Raw genomic sequence first — 16,021 nt, 5'->3', positions numbered from 1 at the left:
GCCGAGCCCCACGCCTGGTTCCGCCCCGCCTCCTCCTGGCCGATGATGTTGCCCAGGGCCGTCACCCCAGCAAGGCACCAGCAGAACACCGGCCGTCCGTCGAAGGGGCTGTGATGCGCGAGATGCCACCGGAATCGGGCCCAGGCGCGGACTCCGGTCCGGATCCGGATTCCGCTCCGGCTCCGGCCCCGCCACCGGCCACCCCTGACCCGAGCCGGCACGCCCAGGTGATCGTCGTCGGAGCCGGTCCCGCCGGTTCGTCGGCCGCGTACCACCTGGCCCGGTCCGGGCTCGACGTGATCCTGCTGGAGAAGGCCCGCTTCCCCCGGGAGAAGGTCTGCGGCGACGGCCTCACCCCGCGCGCGGTGCACCAGCTGATCCGGATGGGCGTCGACATCTCCGCGCCGGGGTGGACGCGTTCGCGCGGAATGCGCTGGGTGGCCGGGGAGCACCGGGTGCACATCGACTGGCCCGCGCTCGGGCGCTATCCGGACTTCGGGCTCTCACGCAGCCGCCACGACTTCGACGACATCCTGGCGCGCCATGCCGTGGCGGCCGGGGCGCGGCTGTACAGCGGTTGGAAGGCGGAGCGGCCGCTGACCGACCGGGCGGGCCGGGTCACGGGGGTCACCGCGACCTCGGACGCGCCGGACGTCCCGGACCCGGTCGGCTTCCACGCGCCCGTCGTGATCGCGGCCGACGGCGCCTCGGCGCGGCTCGCCCTGGCGCTGGGTCTGGAGCGGGACCCCCGGCGGCAGATCGCGACAGCCGCCCGCCGCTACTACCGCAGCCCGGAGCGCTCGCGGGAGGAGTACCTGGAGCTCTGGGCCGACCTCCGCTTCCCCGGCGACGGGCCGTACCTCCCCGGGTACGGCTGGATCTTCCCGATGGGCGACGGCCGGGTCAACGTCGGGCTCGGGGCACTCCCCCACCGCCGGCACGGCAAGGCGGACCTCCGCGCCACCCTGGACCAGTGGCTGGCCCGGACGCCGGAGGAGTGGGGGCTGCGCGAGGAGAACGCCGAGGGTCCGGTCCGCAGCGCCGCACTGCCGCTCGGTTTCAACCGCCATCCGCTGTACGCGCGCGGGCTCCTGCTCGTCGGCGACTCCGGCGGCATGGTCAGCCCGTGGAACGGCGAGGGCATCGGCCAGGCCCTGGAGGCAGGCGAGGCCGCCGCCGAGACCGCGGCCCTCGCTCTGGCCCACCCCGAGGGCGCGCGGCGCGAGCAAGTGCTGCGCGGTTACCCGGTGGAAATGAACCGCCGCTGGGGCCGCTACTACCGCCTCGGCAACGCGGCCGCCGACGTGGTCTTCAGCCGCTCCGGGTTCCAGCCCGTGCTCAACCGGTACGTCATGAACTCGCCGTTCCTCCTGAACACCCTGGCCCGCCTCCTCACCGACCTCACGGACAAGCCTTCGCGCGATGTGATCGATCATGTCCTCAACACCGCGTTCCGCATCGTCCCGGCTCCACGGCCGGGCCGCGCACCCGGGCGGCCCGGGAGAGCGGCGCGGTGACGTACGCGTACGCTCCGGAGGAACGGACCCATGACCGGCACGGGCACCACGATCACCGCACGAGGACTCAACCGCGCGACCCTCGCCCGGCAGTTGCTGCTGCGGCGCGAGGCGCTGGACGCGGCCGAAGGCGTACGGCGGGTGGTCGCGCTCCAGGCCCAGCAGCCGGCCTCGCCGTACGTCGCGCTCTGGAACCGGCTCAGCGGCTTCGACCCGGCCGGCCTGGACACCGCGTTCGCGGAACACCGCGTGGTCAAGGCGACCTTGATGCGCCTCACCCTCCACGCCGTGCACGCCGAGGACCACCCGGCCTTCCGGGAGGCCATGCATCCGGTGGTGCGCGCCTCGCGGCTGGGCAGCCGCTTCACCGCGTCCGGGCTGACGGCCGAGGACGCCGAAGCCCTGGCCCCCCGGCTGCTGGAGTTCGCGGACCGGCCCCGGACCGGCGCCGAGTGCGAGGCGTGGCTGGGTTCGACGGGTACGTGGCCGGGGTGTGGCGGCCGGTCGCCGGGGGTGTCGAGGCGACCGCGTTCCACCCGCTCCCCGAGGACGTCTGGGAGCTGCTCGGCGTCGAGGCCCGGTCGCTGGCCGCGTTCCTGGCCGACCGTGAACCGGAGGTCTACCGGCGCTACGGCCACTGGTGGAGCCGCCTGCCGGAAGCCACGGTGCGGATGCTGCCCGCAGGTTGATCCCGGAACCCGCCGACGGATGCTCTACAGCCCTGTAGATTCACCTCTGCCGGTCCATCAGGGATCCGGATGACCACTCTCGTCAGCTCCGCCCGCCGCGAGGCCCCCAGAGAAAGCAGCAACCATGTTCGGGATCGGCGAGCTCACTCTCCTCCTCCTGGTGATCGTGGCGGTGCTGGCCGTGAAGAGGCTGCCCGATCTCATGCGGTCGGCCGGAAAGGCCGCACGCATCCTCAAGAGCGAGAAGCGGGCGATGAAGGACGAGGACGGCGGCCCGGACCGGTCGTCCCCCCGCGTGATCCGCGGGGAGACGACCGAGCGGGACCCGCTCTAGGACGCCGTCGGCGGGTGGAGCAGCCGGGCCAGGAGGTCGTCGAGGCTGACCATTCCGGAGAGCCGGCCCTGCTCGTCGCGTACGACGGCGATCGTCGCGCGGCGCTCGCGCAGCCGCTCCACGGCATGGGCGACCGTCTGGTCCGGCGCCAGCTCCGGCACCGGCCGGGCCAGCGCCCGCGCCGACACGTCCCGGCCGCCGGCACGGGCGACCAGGGCGTCGCGGGCGTGGACGGATCCGAGCACCCGCTCCCCGTCCCGTACGAGCAGGCGGGTGCGGTCGGCCCCTGAGGCGACGGCGAGGATCCGGTCGAGGTCCGCGTCGGCGGGTACGGTCGTGATCCGCTCCACCGGGATCTGGAACGCGGCCACCGGGGTGAACGGTTCGGTCAGCGACCGGGTCACCAGTCCGGAGTCGCCCTTGCTGATCAGCCCGAGGCGTTCGGACTCCTCGATGAGGTGGGTCAGCTGGTCGCGGTTGTGCACGGAGGTCAGCTCGTCGCGCGGGGTCACCCGGCAGAGCCGTACCAGCGCGTTGCTGACCGCGTTCAGCACCCGGATCAGCGGGCGTACGGCGTTGACCACCGCGCGGAACGCCGGGCTGAGGAGCATCGCGGAGCTCTCCGGATGCGCGATGGCCCAGGACTTGGGCGCCATCTCGCCGACCACCATGTGCAGGAAGACCACGATGATCATCGCCAGGGCGAAGGCGATGCCGTAGCTCAGCCCGGCGGGCAGGCCGAGCCGCTCCAGGAGCGGGTCCAGCTCGTGCGAGATGGCGGGCTTGGAGACGGCGCCGAGGCCCAGCGTGCAGAGGGTGATGCCGAGCTGGGCGCCGGCGAGCATCAGCGACAGCTCGCGCATCCCGGCGAGGGCGGCCTTGGCACCGCGCCGGCCGGCCAGGACCGCCTGTTCCATGCGGTGGTGCTTGGCGGCGACCAGGGCGAACTCGGCGGCGACGAAGAAGCCGCTGCCGATCAGCAGCAGGACGGTGACGAAGAGCGCCATGGGGAAGCTCATGCCTGCGGCTCCTGTTCGATACGGACGTACTCGGCCACGTGCCGGTCGAGCGTGCGGACCGTGATCCGTACGCCGGAGACGGTGAGGTGGTCCCCGACCGTCGGGAAGCGGCCGAGCCGGTCGATGATCAGTCCGGCGAGGGTGTCGTAGTCGCCCTCCTCGGGCAGCGCGATGCCGGTGGCCTCCTCGATCTCGTCGAGACGGCGCCCCGCGTCCACCACCCAGCCGGTCCCGTCGGCGACCGCGGGTTCGTCGACCGCGTCGGACTCGTCGGCGATCTCCCCGACCAGCTCCTCGGCGATGTCCTCGTACGTGACGATGCCCGCCACACCGCCGTGCTCGTCCAGCACGACGGCGAACTCGTCGTCCCGCTCACGCATCTGCGCGACCGCCGCCGGGAGCTTCAGGATCTCCGGCAGCAGGAGCGGGCGGCGGGCCAGCTCACCGGCGGTGGTGCGGCCGACGTCGGCGGCGGGCAGCCCCATCAGCTCCCGTACGCCCAGCACTCCGGCCGGGTCGTCGGGGTGGTCGCCGAGGACCGGGTAGTTCGAGTGGCCGTGGCGGGCGATCAGCTCGACGGCCTCCAGCGCCATGGCGTCGCGGCGCACGAAGGCGACGTCGGCGCGCGGCACCATGACCTCGCCCAGCGTGCGTTCGGAGAACTCCAGGGCGTGATCGACGAGTTCGGCCGTGGCGGTGGGCAGTTCGCCCTGTTCGTGGGATTCGCCGATCAGATGGCCGAGCTCCTCCAGCGTGGCGCCGTGGTGGAGTTCCTCGACCGGTTCGATGCCGATGCGGCGCAGCAGCCGGTTGGCCGCGCTGTCGAAGATGTGGATGACCGGGCCGACGATCCGCAGGTAGATCAGTGTCGAGACGGCCATGGACTTCGCCAGCCGCTCCGGTACGGCGAGGGCGAGGTTCTTGGGCGCGAGTTCGCCGAGCACCATCTGGATGACGGTCGCCACGACGAACGAGAGCGTGACGGAGATCACCGAGACCACTCCGCCGGGGAGGCCGGTGCCGTCCAGCGCCGGCTTCAGCAGGGTCGACACCGACGGTTCGGCGAGGAAGCCGACGATCAGGCCGGTGACGGTGATGCCGAGCTGGGCGCCCGAGAGCATGAAGGAGAGCCGCTCCAGGACCTTCACGGCCCGGGCGGCCCGCTTGTCACCGGCCGCGGCCTCCCGGGAGAGGGTCAGGCGGTCGGCGGACACATAGGCGAACTCCTGGGCCACGAAGTAGCCCGTCCCCGCGGTCAGGACGAACACCGCCAGGAGGCCGAGCAGGGCGGCGGTCATCGCTCACTCACCGCGTAAGGGACCGGTTCGGGATTCGGTGGAGCCGGATGTTCGGACTCCGAGGGCCCCGAAGGGCCCGGACTGGCAGACAACGCACAACTCCTTATCGCCGGGCCCACGAACTTTACAGCCACGTAGACCTGTCGAGGTCGGGAGCCCGGTGGCTCGATTTCGGCGGCTCCGGAAGCGCGGGGGAACTCGTCCGCGGGGCCGCGCAGTTCTGCTGGCGGCCCCGTCCGGGGCCGGCCGCCGCCGTGGCGGCCGAACCAGCTCTCAGGAGGCATGCAGTGGCCCAGATCGACCTGGACAAGGTGCTCGACAAGGCTTACGCGGACAAGGACCTGCCCACCATCCTCGCGGCTCCGGTCTCGGCGCTGAAGGGCGTCTCGGACCGCGACGGTGAGCTGCTCCAGGAAGCGTTCGGTGTGAAGACGGTGGCAGATCTGGCCAAGTTGAAGTACGTCCGGTGGGCCCAGGCACTCGCCGCGCTGGACACCGGCGCGTCCTGACCCGAGCGCTCCGGCCCACCGGACGTGTCCGGTGGGCCGGAGCCCCTCACAGCGGCGTCGCCGCCGCCTCCAGGACGAGGAAGAGCGCGACGGCCGCGTTGAGCGCGGAGAGCGCCGAGACCGTCGTCCCTGCGGCGGCGACGAAGGCGGCCGCACCGGCCGGGGTGAGCGCGGGCGGCCAGCCGCGGTCCGGCGGCACCGGGCCCAGCAGCGCGGCCACCCGGCGCGGCACCGGACCCGCGGCGGCGAAGCCGGCCACGGCGGCGGCAGCGGGGCCCGGGCCGGAGATCAGCGCCGCCTTGCCGACCGCCCGGGCCGTCAGCCGGCGGTCGCCGGTGACACGGGCCGCCTCCTCGTCCGCCCAGCGCTCGGTGGAGTAGACGAGGGCCGCCTGCAGGGGCCGCAGCAGCGGGTTGACGCAGCCGGCCAGCCGGGTGGCCAGCAGCAGCCGGTGGTGGCGGCCCTCCAGGTGGGCCCGCTCATGGGCGAGCAGCGCCCGGCGCTCGGCGGGGTCCAGGGCGGCGAGCATGGCGGTGGAGACCATGATCCGGCCCGGTGAGCCGGGCAGCGCGTAGGCGTACGGCACGTCGTCGGGCAGGACCGCGAGGTCGCCGCCGCCCGGCAGGCCGGCGAGCGTGCGGTGGGCGCGGGCGCGGAAGCGGTAGTGGCGGTGGAGGGTGAACCCGCAGGCCATCGTCACGGCGACGAGCGCCAGGATGGACGCCTTGCCGGCGAAGGCGTCGTGCGGGACGGCATCGCGTACCTCGTCGTCGGACCAGCCGTCGGGCAGCGGGTTGCCGGGCAGTTGCGCGGTGCCGACCACCACCAGCAGCCCGAGGCAGACCAGGCTGCAGGAGGCGAGGATCACGGCGACGGTGGCCAGCAGGCGTGCGGCTCTCCGTGGGTGCAGGTGCTGCTCGGCCAGCCGCGCGATCGGCAGCGCGGTCAGCGGCAGGACCAGGGGCAGGTACACGAAGACGCCCATCGTCAGGCCTCCGGCCGGTCCGTCGGCGCGCCGGGGCCGCCGGGGCCGCTGTCGGCGAGCAGCGAGCGCAGCAGCTCCTCGTCGTCCGCCGAGAGGACGGAGACGAAGCTGGAGAGCACCGCGTCCCGGTCGCTCTGCTTGTCCAGGAGCCGCCGCATGCGCAGTGCGGCGAGACCGGCCTCGTTCGCCACGGGCTGCCACAGGACGGGCCGTTTGGGCCCGGTCCTGGTCACCGCCTGCTTGGCGTGCAGCCGGGTCAGGATCGTGATGACGGTGCTGTACGACAGGCCGCCGCCGAGCCGTCGCAGCACCCAGGCCGCGGCGACCGGCTCGGTCGCCTCGCCCAGCACGGAGAGCACCTGGGCCTCCAGCTCGCCCTGGCCCCGCCTGCGGGCAGACGTTCCCCGTTCGCCACCGGCTCCTTCGGTGTCCACCGTCCGGGCCCCCTCTCCCTCTGATCCTTCTGCGGCCCGATCCCTGCCGTTCATCTGCCGGGCACCGGGAAATCGTATCCAGCCCCCGGTGCGCCGGCGACGCCTCCGGCCCGGCTCCCACGGGGTTCCCACCTGGCCCGGAAAATCTACAGTGTTGTAGATTTCCTGGTGGTACCGCAGCGTGCCCGCACCGTCACCACACATAGGGAGAAACACCATGGGCGTGAGCCTGGCCAAGGGCGGAAATGTCTCGCTGACCAAGGAGGCCCCGGGGCTGACCGCGATCCTCGTCGGCCTCGGCTGGGACGTCCGTACGACCACCGGCACCGACTACGACCTCGACGCGAGCGCGCTGCTCTGCGACGAGTCGGGCAAGGTCCTCTCCAACGACCACTTCGTCTTCTACAACAACCTCAAGAGCCCGGACGGTTCGGTCGAGCACACCGGCGACAACCTGACCGGTGAGGGCGAGGGTGACGACGAGATCGTCAAGGTCGACCTCTCCGCGGTGCCGGGGACCGTCGCCAAGATCGTGTTCCCCGTCTCGATCCATGAGGCGGAGGGCCGGGGCCAGAGCTTCGGCCAGGTCCGCAACGCGTACATCCGCGTGGTGAACCAGGCGGGCGGCACGGAGATCGCGCGCTACGACCTCAGCGAGGACGCCTCCACCGAGACGGCGATGGTCTTCGGTGAGCTGTACCGGCACGGCGCGGAGTGGAAGTTCCGTGCGGTCGGGCAGGGTTACGCCTCCGGGCTGAGCGGCATCGTCGCCGACTTCGGCGTCGGCCTCTGACCTGACTCCACCGGCCCGGACACACTCCACACCACACCGAAGGCATCGAAGGCGGAACCATGACGATCAACCTCTCCAAGGGCCAGCAGGTCAGCCTCACCAAGTCCGGCGGCGGCGAACTCGGCGTCGTCCGGATGGGGCTGGGCTGGAAGTCGGCGCCCCGCAAGGGCTTCCTGGCCCGGCTGACCGCCCGTGACATCGACCTGGACGCCTCGGCCGTGCTCTTCGCGGGCCAGGCCCCTCAGGACGTCGTCTTCTTCCAGCACCTCACGAGTGATGACGGTTCGGTGCAGCACACCGGCGACAACCGGGTCGGCGGTGCTGGCGACGGCGGCGACGACGAGTCCATCGTCGTCGACCTGCGGCGCGTGCCCACCCACGTCGACCAGATCATCTTCACGGTGAACTCGTTCACCGGCCAGACCTTCGAGGAGGTCGAGGCGGCCTTCTGCCGTCTGGTCGACGAGAGCACCGGCCAGGAGCTGGCGCGGTACACGCTCACCGGCGGCGGGCGGCACACCGCGCAGATCATGGCCAAGGTCCAGCGGGCCGGTTCGGGGTGGCAGATGACCGCCATCGGCGCCTCGGCCGACGGCCGGACGTTCCAGGACCTGATGCCGGCCGTCGCGCAGCACCTGTAGCCGGGCCACCACCGGTGCGGAGGCCCGCGGGCCTCCGCACCGCGACACATCGATCGAAGGACAGCATGGGCAGACCATCCCCGCCCGGGGACCTCGGGCACCTCGGGCACCTCGGCGACGAGGACAGATCCGATTACGCGGAGGTGCTCGACGAGGTGCTCGCCTCGGCGGAGATCCAGCGGCTGCTGGAGGAATCCGGCGTCGGCGGCGGCCAGTTGCGGATCCGGGCCCTGGCCTCGGTGGCCCGTACGGCTCCGGAGGCCGCGGCGGAGTACCGGGCGTACGCGGCCCTGCGGCGCGAGCTGCACGCCCGGCACCGCGACGGCGGTCCCGCTCCGCTGTCGGGGCCGGGTCACCAGGAGCGGGCGGGCGCCGGTGCCCTGGCGGTCCTCGGGGTACTGACGCCGATTCTCGCCGCCGTCGCCGCGGCGACCTTCCTCCTGCTGGGGTACGGGCTCCGCCTCACCGGCGGCATGGCGGCGCTGGCCGGCACCCTCGTCCGGGTCGGCTGGGTCAGCCTCGCGATCGCGGCGGCAGCCGCCCTGGCCGGCATGGTCGCGCTGTACCGCACCGCCGCACTCCAGTCGGCGCCCGGCTCACCGCCCGGGGTGGACCGTTCGGCCGACCTGGAGCGGGCCCGGGAGATCTGGCGCACCGAGCTGCGGGACCGGGCGATCCGGCCGTTCCTGCTCCGGGAGCTCACGGAGGCGGGCCGCCCGGCCGAGGCGCCCGGCCACGGCTCGCGCTTCACCCCGCCCGCCTACGCGGGTCCCGACTTCAGCAGCCCGGGCTTCTCCGGCCCCGGCCACGGGACTCCCGGCACCGGATCACCGCAGCTGCCCGACGCCCGGCGCTGAGGCGAGCGCCCCCGGGGTGCTCGCCTCCGAGGCGCCTCAGGCGGAAGCCGACGCGTGTGAGCGGCGGCGGGCCGCGTCGACCAAGGCGGTCATGACGCGGGTGTCGTCGCCCATCTCCGGGTGCCACTGGACGCCGAGCACCAGGCTCTCGCGGTCCGGCAGTTCCAGCGCCTCCACCGTGCCGTCGGGCGCGTGGGCGGAGGCGATCAGGCCGGTGCCCAGACGGTCGACGGCCTGGTGGTGGTAGGCGGGCACCGTGGTCTGCTCCGGGACGGCCGTCGCGTACGCCGTACCGGGCACGGGGTCGACCGGGTGGCCGCCGAAGACGGCGTGTCCGCCGGTGTGGCCGTCCAGGTGCTGGTGCAGCGTGCCGCCGAGGGCCACGTTCATCAGCTGCATGCCCCGGCAGATGCCCAGCAGCGGGACGCCCTGGTCGATCGCCGCCTCGATCAGCGCCAGCTCCCAGGCGTCCCGCTCACGGGCCGGAGGCCCCGTACGGGGGTCGGGGTCGGCTCCGTACCGTGCCGGTTCCACGTCCGCTCCCCCGGCGATCACCACCCCGTCCAGCGCCGCCACGGTCTCCCGGGCCGCGTCCGCGGCCTCGTCCGGCGGCAGCAGCACCGCCAGTCCGCCCGCCGCCCGGACCAGGCGCGGGTAGGCGGCGGGCAGGAGCACCGCGGGCATCTCCCAGACGCCCCAGCGGGCCGGGTCCTGGTAGGTGCTGATGCCGATGACGGGCCGGGACATGGACGGCTCCTTCAGCTGTCTCGTGACGGATCGACGGTGGTGCGGGCGGGGTCAGTCGCGCTTGAGTTCGGCCTCCGCCGCCGCCAGTGCGGCGAACTCCTCCTCCGGGGCCGCCGCGACCAGCCGGTGGCGGCTGTAGAAGGCGAAGTAGGCGAGCGCCACCGCGTACACACCGAGCGCGATGAACGCCGCGTCCCGGTCCACCAGGAAGGTCGCCACCAGCGCCGAGCATGCCAGAACGAAGGCGACCGACGAGGTGCGCGCGCCGCCGGGCGTGCGGTAGGGCCGGGGCAGTTCCGGCTCGCGGTGGCGCAGCACGATGTGCGAGAGGGCCATGAGCGCGTAGCTGATGGTGGCGCCGAAGACGGCGACGTTGAGCATCCGGCCTCCGTTGCCGCTCCAGGCGGCCAGCGTGAAGCCGATGACGCCGGGGATGAGCAGGCCGAGGTACGGGGACTTGCGGCGGTTGGTGAGCGAGAGGAAGCGCGGCAGGTAGCCGGCCCGGGAGAGCGCGAAGAGCTGGCGGGAGCCGGCGAAGATGAGGGAGAAGAAGGAGGCCACCAGGCCCGCGAGGCCCGCGTAGTTGACGAAGCGGCTGAGGACGGTCGGCTCGCCGCTGCCCTGGAGGGCGACCACGAGCGGGTTCCCGGTCTCCTTGATGGCGTTGGCACCTTGGGCGCCGGTGGCGGAGACGAAGGTGATGAGGGCCAGGAAGACCAGCACGGCGAGCGAGATGGCCAGCGCCTTCGGCATCGAGCGGACCGGGTCCTTGGCCTCCTCTGCGGCGAGCGGTACGCCCTCCACACCGAGGAAGAACCACATGCCGAACGGGAACGCGGCCCAGATGCCGAGGAGTCCGTACGGCAGCCAGGAGTTGGAGCCGAACGCGGTGGCGTCGGCGGGGATGTCGTTGAGGCGGCCCGCGTCGAACTCGGTGAACGCGCCGACGGCGAAGATCAGCAGGGCGGCGACCGCGATGGCGGTCACGACCAGGCTGAAGCGGAGCGCCTCGCCGACGCCCCAGAGGTGGATGGAGATGAAGATCGCGAAGCAGGCGAGGTAGACCGGCCAGCCGGAGGTCAGCCCGAACAGGCCCAGCGACTCGACGTAGTCACCGATGAAGATCGAGATGGCGGCGGGCGCGAGGATGTACTCGATGAGGATGGCCGTGCCGGTGAGGAAGCCGCCCCAGGTGCCGAGGGCGCGCCGGGCGAAGCCGTAACCGCCGCCCGCGGTCGGCAGGATGGCGGAGAGTTCGGCCAGCGCGAAGACCAGGCAGGCGTACATGACGCCCATCAGGACCATGGCGACCGCGAGTCCGCCGAAACCGCCCTTGGAGAGGCCGATGTTCCAGCCGGAGAAGTCTCCGGAGACGACATAGGCGACACCGAGTCCGGTGAGCAGCAGCCAGCCGGCGCTGCCCCGCCTCAGGGTCCGGCGGTGCAGGTACGCGGCCGAGCCGGACGCACCGGGGCTTTCGGATTCGGGTGGTCCGGCGGGTGTTTCGGTTCCCTGAGCCATGAGGCGCTCCTGACGTCTGTCGACTTCGTCGGTGGCACTGCGTCGATCAAAGGTTCGTCGGCACACCTTTGTGGAACGTCGGCGCGGATGGCAAGGGGCGCGCGTTAAAGAGTGGTTACGGATTCGCCTCCGGGACGGGCCGGCCGCGGCCTTTCAGGCCAGGAAGCCCCGCAGCAGCGCCGCCGTACCGGCGCAGTGTTCGCGCATCATCTCGCGCGCCGCCTCCGCGTCCCGGTCGAGCACCGCCTCGACGACGGCCGCGTGCTGCTGCTGGGAGTGCTCCAGGTTGCGGACCAGCAACGGGATGCAGTCCAGGAGTTCGTTGAGGGTGGCGCGTACGGAGGCGTACCGCTCGGCGAGCGAGCGGGAGCCGGAGAGTTCGGCGAGGGTGAGGTGGAGCAGGGTGTCCTGGCGGCGGTAGTCCTCCAGCCGGGCGCCCTTAGTGGCCTCCAGGGCGGCCCGCAGCCGGCCGGCGCCGTCGGCCGCGAGCCCGTCGGCGCAGAGCCCGGCGGCCCCGGTCTCCAGCACCTCGCGGAAGCGCAGGGTGTCCTCCACGTCGACGGCGGCCACCCGGCGCAGGAGTTCGTCGCTGCCGTCGGCGGCGTTCGTCCGCGGGAGGACGAACGTGCCGCCGTAGCGGCCGCGGCGGCTCTCCACCATGCCCTGGTCCTGGAGGACCTTGAGTACCTCGCGCAGGGTCACCCGGCTGACGCCGAGGTGCTGGGAGAGTTCGCGTTCGGCGGGGAGGCGGTCGCCGGGCGGGACGAGGCCGAGGCGGAGCAGCTGCAGGACCTGCTCCAGGGTCTCCTCGAAGCCGTTGCCCGCGCGGACGGGCCGCAGGACGGCGGCGAGCGGGCCGGATCCGGCCTCCGCCGCCTCGCCGCCCGCCACCTCCTCGACGGCCCCCGGAGAGCCGTCGTCCGCCGCCGACCGGGTGCCGTCGGTTCTCCTTCTGGTGACCACTCGCGGATCCCCTTCCCAAGCAATGGTTCTCTGTCATACCTTAAGCCTCCCGGTTCACCCAAGGAGGAATCCCGTGGCAGACCGCACACCCCCGCTCACCGTCGACGAGCTCCGCTCACGCGTCACGGACGGATCGATAGACACCGTGGTGCTGGCCTTCCCGGACATGCAGGGCCGGCTTCAGGGGAAGCGGTTCGCGGCCGGTTTCTTCCTCGACGAGGTGCTGGAGCACGGGACAGAGGGCTGCAACTACCTGCTGGCCGTGGACACCGAGATGCGGACCGTCGACGGTTACGCGATGTCCTCGTGGGAGAGCGGCTACGGCGACTTCGGCATGGCCCCCGACCCCGCCACGCTCCGCCCGGTCCCCTGGCACGAAGGCACCGCGCTCCTCGTCGCCGACCTCGCCTGGCACGACGGCAGCCCGGTCGTGGCCGCGCCGCGCCAGATCCTGCGCCGCCAGCTGGACCGGCTGGCGGCGCTCGGCTACACGGCGCAGGTCGGCACGGAGCTGGAGTTCATCGTCTTCCGGGACAGTTACGAGGAGGCCTGGGACCGCGACTACCGCGGGCTGACCCCGGCCAACCAGTACAACATCGACTACTCCATCCTCGGCACCGGACGGATCGAGCCGCTGCTGCGCCGCATCCGCAACGAGATGCAGCAGGCCGGACTGACCGTCGAGTCGGCCAAGGGCGAGTGCAATCCCGGCCAGCACGAGATCGTCTTCCGCTACGACGAGGCGCTGACCACCTGCGACCAGCACGCCGTCTACAAGACCGGCGCCAAGGAGATCGCGGCCCAGGAAGGCGTCTCGCTGACCTTCATGGCCAAGTACGACGAGCGCGAGGGCAACTCCTGCCACATCCACCTCTCGCTCACCGACGAGAACGGCGCCAACGTGATGGCGGGCGACGGGCCGGACGGCATGTCCGAGCTGATGCGCCACTTCCTGGCCGGACAGCTCGCCGCCCTGCGCGACTTCTCCCTCCTCTACGCGCCGAACATCAACTCCTACAAACGCTTCCAGCCCGGTTCCTTCGCGCCGACCGCCGTGGCCTGGGGCGTCGACAACCGCACCTGCGCCCTGCGGGTCGTCGGCCACGGCCGCTCGATGCGCTTCGAGAACCGGCTGCCCGGGGGTGACGTCAACCCGTACCTCGCCGTCGCCGGACTGGTCGCCGCCGGTCTGTACGGGGTCGAGCACCGGCTGCCGTTGCCGGAGGCGTGTACGGGCAACGCCTACACCTCCGCGTACGACCAGGTGCCGACGACCCTGCGCGAGGCGGCCGAGCTGTGGGAGGCCAGCCCCATCGCCGCGGAGGCGTTCGGCGAGGAGGTCGTGGCGCACTACCTGAACATGGCGAAGGTCGAACTCGCCGCCTACGACTCCGCGGTGACCGACTGGGAGCTGCGCCGCTCCTTCGAACGCCTCTGACCCCGAGAACGCCTCCGCCCCGGAGACCGCCTCCGAACACCCCCCCCCCCGCTTCCTGATCGAGGTCCGTACGTGTCACAGCACCCCGCAGCCGCCACCCTGGACATCCTGAACCCGGCGACCGCCGAGGTCATCGCCACCGTGCCCGGCGCCTCCGCCGCCGACGTGGACGCGGCTGTGGTCCGCGCCACCGCCGCACAGCGGCCCTGGGCCGCCGCCGCGCCCGCCGACCGGGCCAGGCTGCTGCGCCGCTTCGCCGCAGTCGTCGACGAACACATCGAGGAACTCGCCCAGTTGGAGGTCCGGGAGGCCGGACACACCATCGGAAACGCCCGCTGGGAGGCGGGCAACGTCCGCGATCTCCTCGACTACAGCGCGGGCGGCGCGGAGCGGCTGCTCGGCCGGCAGATCCCGGTGGCGGGCGGCATCGACTTCACGATCCTGGAGCCGCTCGGCGTCATCGGCGTCATCGCGCCGTGGAACTTCCCGATGCCCATCGCCGCCTGGGGTCTGGCCCCGGCGCTCGCGGCAGGCAACGCCGTCCTCCTCAAGCCCGCAGAGACGACCCCGCTGACCGCTCTCCGGCTGGCCGAACTCGCCCTGGAGGCAGGCCTTCCCGAGGGTCTGTTCCAGGTGCTGCCCGGCGAGGGTCCGGTGGCCGGGAGCGCGCTCGTCGACCATCGAGGCGTCGCGAAGATCGTCTTCACCGGCTCGACGCGGACCGGCAAGCAGATCATGAGCCGGTGCGCGGACCGGGTGAAGCGCATCACCCTCGAACTCGGCGGCAAGAGCCCGAACATCGTCTTCGCCGACGCCGATGTGGAGGCAGCGGCGACGGCCACCCCGATGTCGTTCCTGGACAACGCGGGACAGGACTGCTGCGCCCGGACCCGGATCCTGGTCGAACGGCCGGTGTACGAAAGGTTCCTGGAGCTGCTCGTCCCGGCGGTCGCGGCCGTGGTGGTGGGCGACCCGGCGGACGAGAAGACGCAGATGGGTCCGCTCATCTCGGCCCTCCAGCTGGAGCGGGTGCGGGGCTTCACCGACGGAGTACGGGAAGCCGACGGCGTACGGGCGATCCTCGGCAACTCCCCTGAGGGGCACGGGTTCTGGTATCCGCCGACGGTGCTCGCCGGGGTGGCGGCCGATGCTCCGGTGGCCGTCGAGGAGGTCTTCGGGCCGGTCGCGGTGGTCCTGCCGTTCGACGGGGAGGAGGAGGCCCTGCACCTGGCGAACGCCACCGACTACGGGCTCGCCGGGTCGGTCTGGTCCCGGGACATCGGGCGGGCGCTCCGCGTCGGGCAGGGTCTACGGGCGGGCAACCTCTCCGTCAACTCCCATTCCAGCGTGCGCTATTCGACCCCCTTCGGCGGCTACAAGCAATCGGGGCTCGGCCGTGAGCTCGGGCCCGACGCCCTGGCCGCCTTCACCGAAACCAAGAACATCTTCATCAGCACGGAGGCCTGACCACCATGACCGACACTTCCCCTGTCTGCCGCCGCCTGGTCGGCCGCACCGCCGTCGTCACCGGAGCCGGCAGCGGCATCGGCCTGGCCACCGTACGGCGGCTGGCCGCCGAGGGCGCCCATGTCGTCTGCGCCGATGTGGACGAGGTGAGCGGCAAGGCCGCCGCCGAGGAGGCGGGCGGGCTCTTCGTCCGTACCGACGTCACCGACGCCGAGCAGGTCGACGCGCTCTTCAAGGCGGCGTTCGACACCTACGGTTCGGTCGACATCGCGTTCAACAACGCCGGCATCTCGCCTCCCGACGACGACTCGATCCTGGACACCGGTCTGGAGGCCTGGCGCCGGGTGCAGGAGGTCAACCTGACTTCCGTGTACCTGTGCTGCAAGGCCGCCATCCCGTACATGCGCAGCCAGGGCCGGGGCTCGATCATCAACACCGCCTCGTTCGTGGCCCGGATGGGTGCGGCGACCTCGCAGATCTCGTACACCGCGTCCAAGGGCGGGGTGCTGGCGATGTCGCGTGAGCTGGGCGTGCAGTTCGCGCGCGACGGCATCCGCGTCAACGCGCTCTGCCCGGGACCGGTGAACACCCCGCTGCTCCAGGAGCTGTTCGCCAAGGATCCGGAGCGGGCCGCGCGGCGGCTGGTGCACATTCCGGTCGGCCGGTTCGCCGAGCCCACCGAGATCGCCGCCGCCGTAGCCTTCCTGGCGAGCGACGACTCCTCGTTCGTCAACGCGACGGACTTCCTGGTGGACGGCGGGATCGCCGGGGCGTACGTCACCCCGGTCTAACAGCCCATGCGCAGGGGC

The 16,021-nt window shown here is 72.4% G+C and carries 16 protein-coding genes and 1 pseudogene; 10 read left to right on the top strand and 7 right to left on the bottom strand.

Annotation, left to right across the window (positions count from 1 at the left end):
- Positions 1–113: 113 nt before the first annotated feature.
- From ACIRR8_RS31285 to ACIRR8_RS31275, 3 genes and pseudogenes are all read left to right on the top strand, one after another.
- Positions 114–1,517 (top strand): geranylgeranyl reductase family protein, encoded by a 1,404-nt coding sequence (locus tag ACIRR8_RS31285; RefSeq protein WP_404071178.1) that lies wholly within the window; start codon positions 114–116, stop codon positions 1,515–1,517.
- Positions 1,518–1,547: 30 nt separating this feature from the next.
- A pseudogene (locus ACIRR8_RS31280) lies at positions 1,548–2,206 on the top strand (DNA glycosylase AlkZ-like family protein).
- A 124-nt stretch (positions 2,207–2,330) separates the two neighbouring features.
- Complete coding sequence (locus ACIRR8_RS31275; protein ID WP_404071176.1) at positions 2,331–2,540, top strand: twin-arginine translocase TatA/TatE family subunit; 210 nt, start codon at positions 2,331–2,333, stop codon at positions 2,538–2,540.
- On the opposite strand, the gene ACIRR8_RS31270 is transcribed toward ACIRR8_RS31275, so the two are convergent.
- On the bottom strand, positions 2,537–3,559 hold the full coding sequence (locus tag ACIRR8_RS31270) for a hemolysin family protein (protein ID WP_404071174.1): 1,023 nt from the start codon (positions 3,557–3,559) through the stop codon (positions 2,537–2,539). The genes ACIRR8_RS31275 and ACIRR8_RS31270 overlap by 4 nt on opposite strands.
- Positions 3,556–4,857: a hemolysin family protein gene (locus ACIRR8_RS31265; protein WP_404071172.1), complete on the bottom strand. Its 1,302-nt coding sequence runs from the start codon at positions 4,855–4,857 to the stop codon at positions 3,556–3,558. Before ACIRR8_RS31265 ends, ACIRR8_RS31270 begins: the two co-directional genes overlap by 4 nt.
- Positions 4,858–5,144: 287 nt before the next feature.
- Between ACIRR8_RS31265 and ACIRR8_RS31260 the strand changes: the two genes are divergently transcribed.
- Entirely contained in the window at positions 5,145–5,366 is a 222-nt protein-coding gene (locus ACIRR8_RS31260; RefSeq protein WP_404071170.1) for a hypothetical protein, read from the top strand.
- Positions 5,367–5,412: 46 nt separating this feature from the next.
- Here the strand turns inward: ACIRR8_RS31260 and ACIRR8_RS31255 are convergent, their stop codons facing one another.
- Together ACIRR8_RS31255 and ACIRR8_RS31250 are read right to left on the bottom strand one after the other, a co-directional pair.
- Positions 5,413–6,351, bottom strand: a complete 939-nt coding sequence (locus ACIRR8_RS31255) for a M56 family metallopeptidase (RefSeq protein ID WP_404071168.1) — start codon at positions 6,349–6,351, stop codon at positions 5,413–5,415.
- 2 nt (positions 6,352–6,353) lie between these two features.
- Positions 6,354–6,785 (bottom strand): BlaI/MecI/CopY family transcriptional regulator, encoded by a 432-nt coding sequence (locus ACIRR8_RS31250; protein ID WP_404071166.1) that lies wholly within the window; start codon positions 6,783–6,785, stop codon positions 6,354–6,356.
- A 217-nt stretch (positions 6,786–7,002) separates the two neighbouring features.
- Here ACIRR8_RS31250 and ACIRR8_RS31245 point away from each other — a divergent pair, with 217 nt between their 5' ends.
- The 3 genes from ACIRR8_RS31245 (at position 7,003) to ACIRR8_RS31235 (ending at position 9,076) form a co-directional block, all read left to right on the top strand.
- Positions 7,003–7,578 (top strand): TerD family protein, encoded by a 576-nt coding sequence (locus tag ACIRR8_RS31245; protein ID WP_404071164.1) that lies wholly within the window; start codon positions 7,003–7,005, stop codon positions 7,576–7,578.
- A gap of 59 nt (positions 7,579–7,637) precedes the next feature.
- Positions 7,638–8,219: a TerD family protein gene (locus ACIRR8_RS31240; RefSeq protein WP_404071163.1), complete on the top strand. Its 582-nt coding sequence runs from the start codon at positions 7,638–7,640 to the stop codon at positions 8,217–8,219.
- Between the two features lie 65 nt (positions 8,220–8,284).
- Positions 8,285–9,076, top strand: a complete 792-nt coding sequence (locus ACIRR8_RS31235; protein ID WP_404071161.1) for a hypothetical protein — start codon at positions 8,285–8,287, stop codon at positions 9,074–9,076.
- A gap of 36 nt (positions 9,077–9,112) precedes the next feature.
- On the opposite strand, the gene ACIRR8_RS31230 is transcribed toward ACIRR8_RS31235, so the two are convergent.
- The 3 genes from ACIRR8_RS31230 to ACIRR8_RS31220 form a co-directional block, all read right to left on the bottom strand.
- Entirely contained in the window at positions 9,113–9,823 is a 711-nt protein-coding gene (locus tag ACIRR8_RS31230) for a gamma-glutamyl-gamma-aminobutyrate hydrolase family protein (RefSeq protein WP_404071159.1), read from the bottom strand.
- 51 nt (positions 9,824–9,874) lie between these two features.
- A complete protein-coding gene (eat, locus tag ACIRR8_RS31225) occupies positions 9,875–11,344 on the bottom strand; it encodes an ethanolamine permease (RefSeq protein ID WP_404071157.1) in 1,470 nt (489 codons plus the stop codon).
- A gap of 153 nt (positions 11,345–11,497) precedes the next feature.
- A complete protein-coding gene (locus tag ACIRR8_RS31220; protein ID WP_404071155.1) occupies positions 11,498–12,307 on the bottom strand; it encodes a FadR/GntR family transcriptional regulator in 810 nt (269 codons plus the stop codon).
- Positions 12,308–12,380: 73 nt separating this feature from the next.
- On the opposite strand from ACIRR8_RS31220, the gene ACIRR8_RS31215 reads away from it, so the two are divergent.
- From ACIRR8_RS31215 to ACIRR8_RS31205, 3 genes are all read left to right on the top strand, one after another.
- Entirely contained in the window at positions 12,381–13,745 is a 1,365-nt protein-coding gene (locus tag ACIRR8_RS31215; RefSeq protein ID WP_404071154.1) for a glutamine synthetase family protein, read from the top strand.
- 72 nt (positions 13,746–13,817) lie between these two features.
- The gene (locus ACIRR8_RS31210) at positions 13,818–15,212 is read left to right on the top strand and encodes an aldehyde dehydrogenase family protein (protein ID WP_404071152.1); all 1,395 of its coding nucleotides are present in this window, start codon (positions 13,818–13,820) and stop codon (positions 15,210–15,212) included.
- 5 nt (positions 15,213–15,217) lie between these two features.
- A complete protein-coding gene (locus ACIRR8_RS31205) occupies positions 15,218–16,003 on the top strand; it encodes a 3-oxoacyl-ACP reductase (protein ID WP_404071150.1) in 786 nt (261 codons plus the stop codon).
- Positions 16,004–16,021: the final 18 nt, after the last annotated feature.

It is taken from the genome of Streptomyces sp. NPDC101178 (assembly GCF_044767965.1).
Classification (GTDB): domain Bacteria; phylum Actinomycetota; class Actinomycetes; order Streptomycetales; family Streptomycetaceae; genus Streptomyces.
The sequence above is the reverse complement of the archived record's forward strand: the minus strand, read 5'-3'. Positions and strand labels throughout refer to the sequence as shown.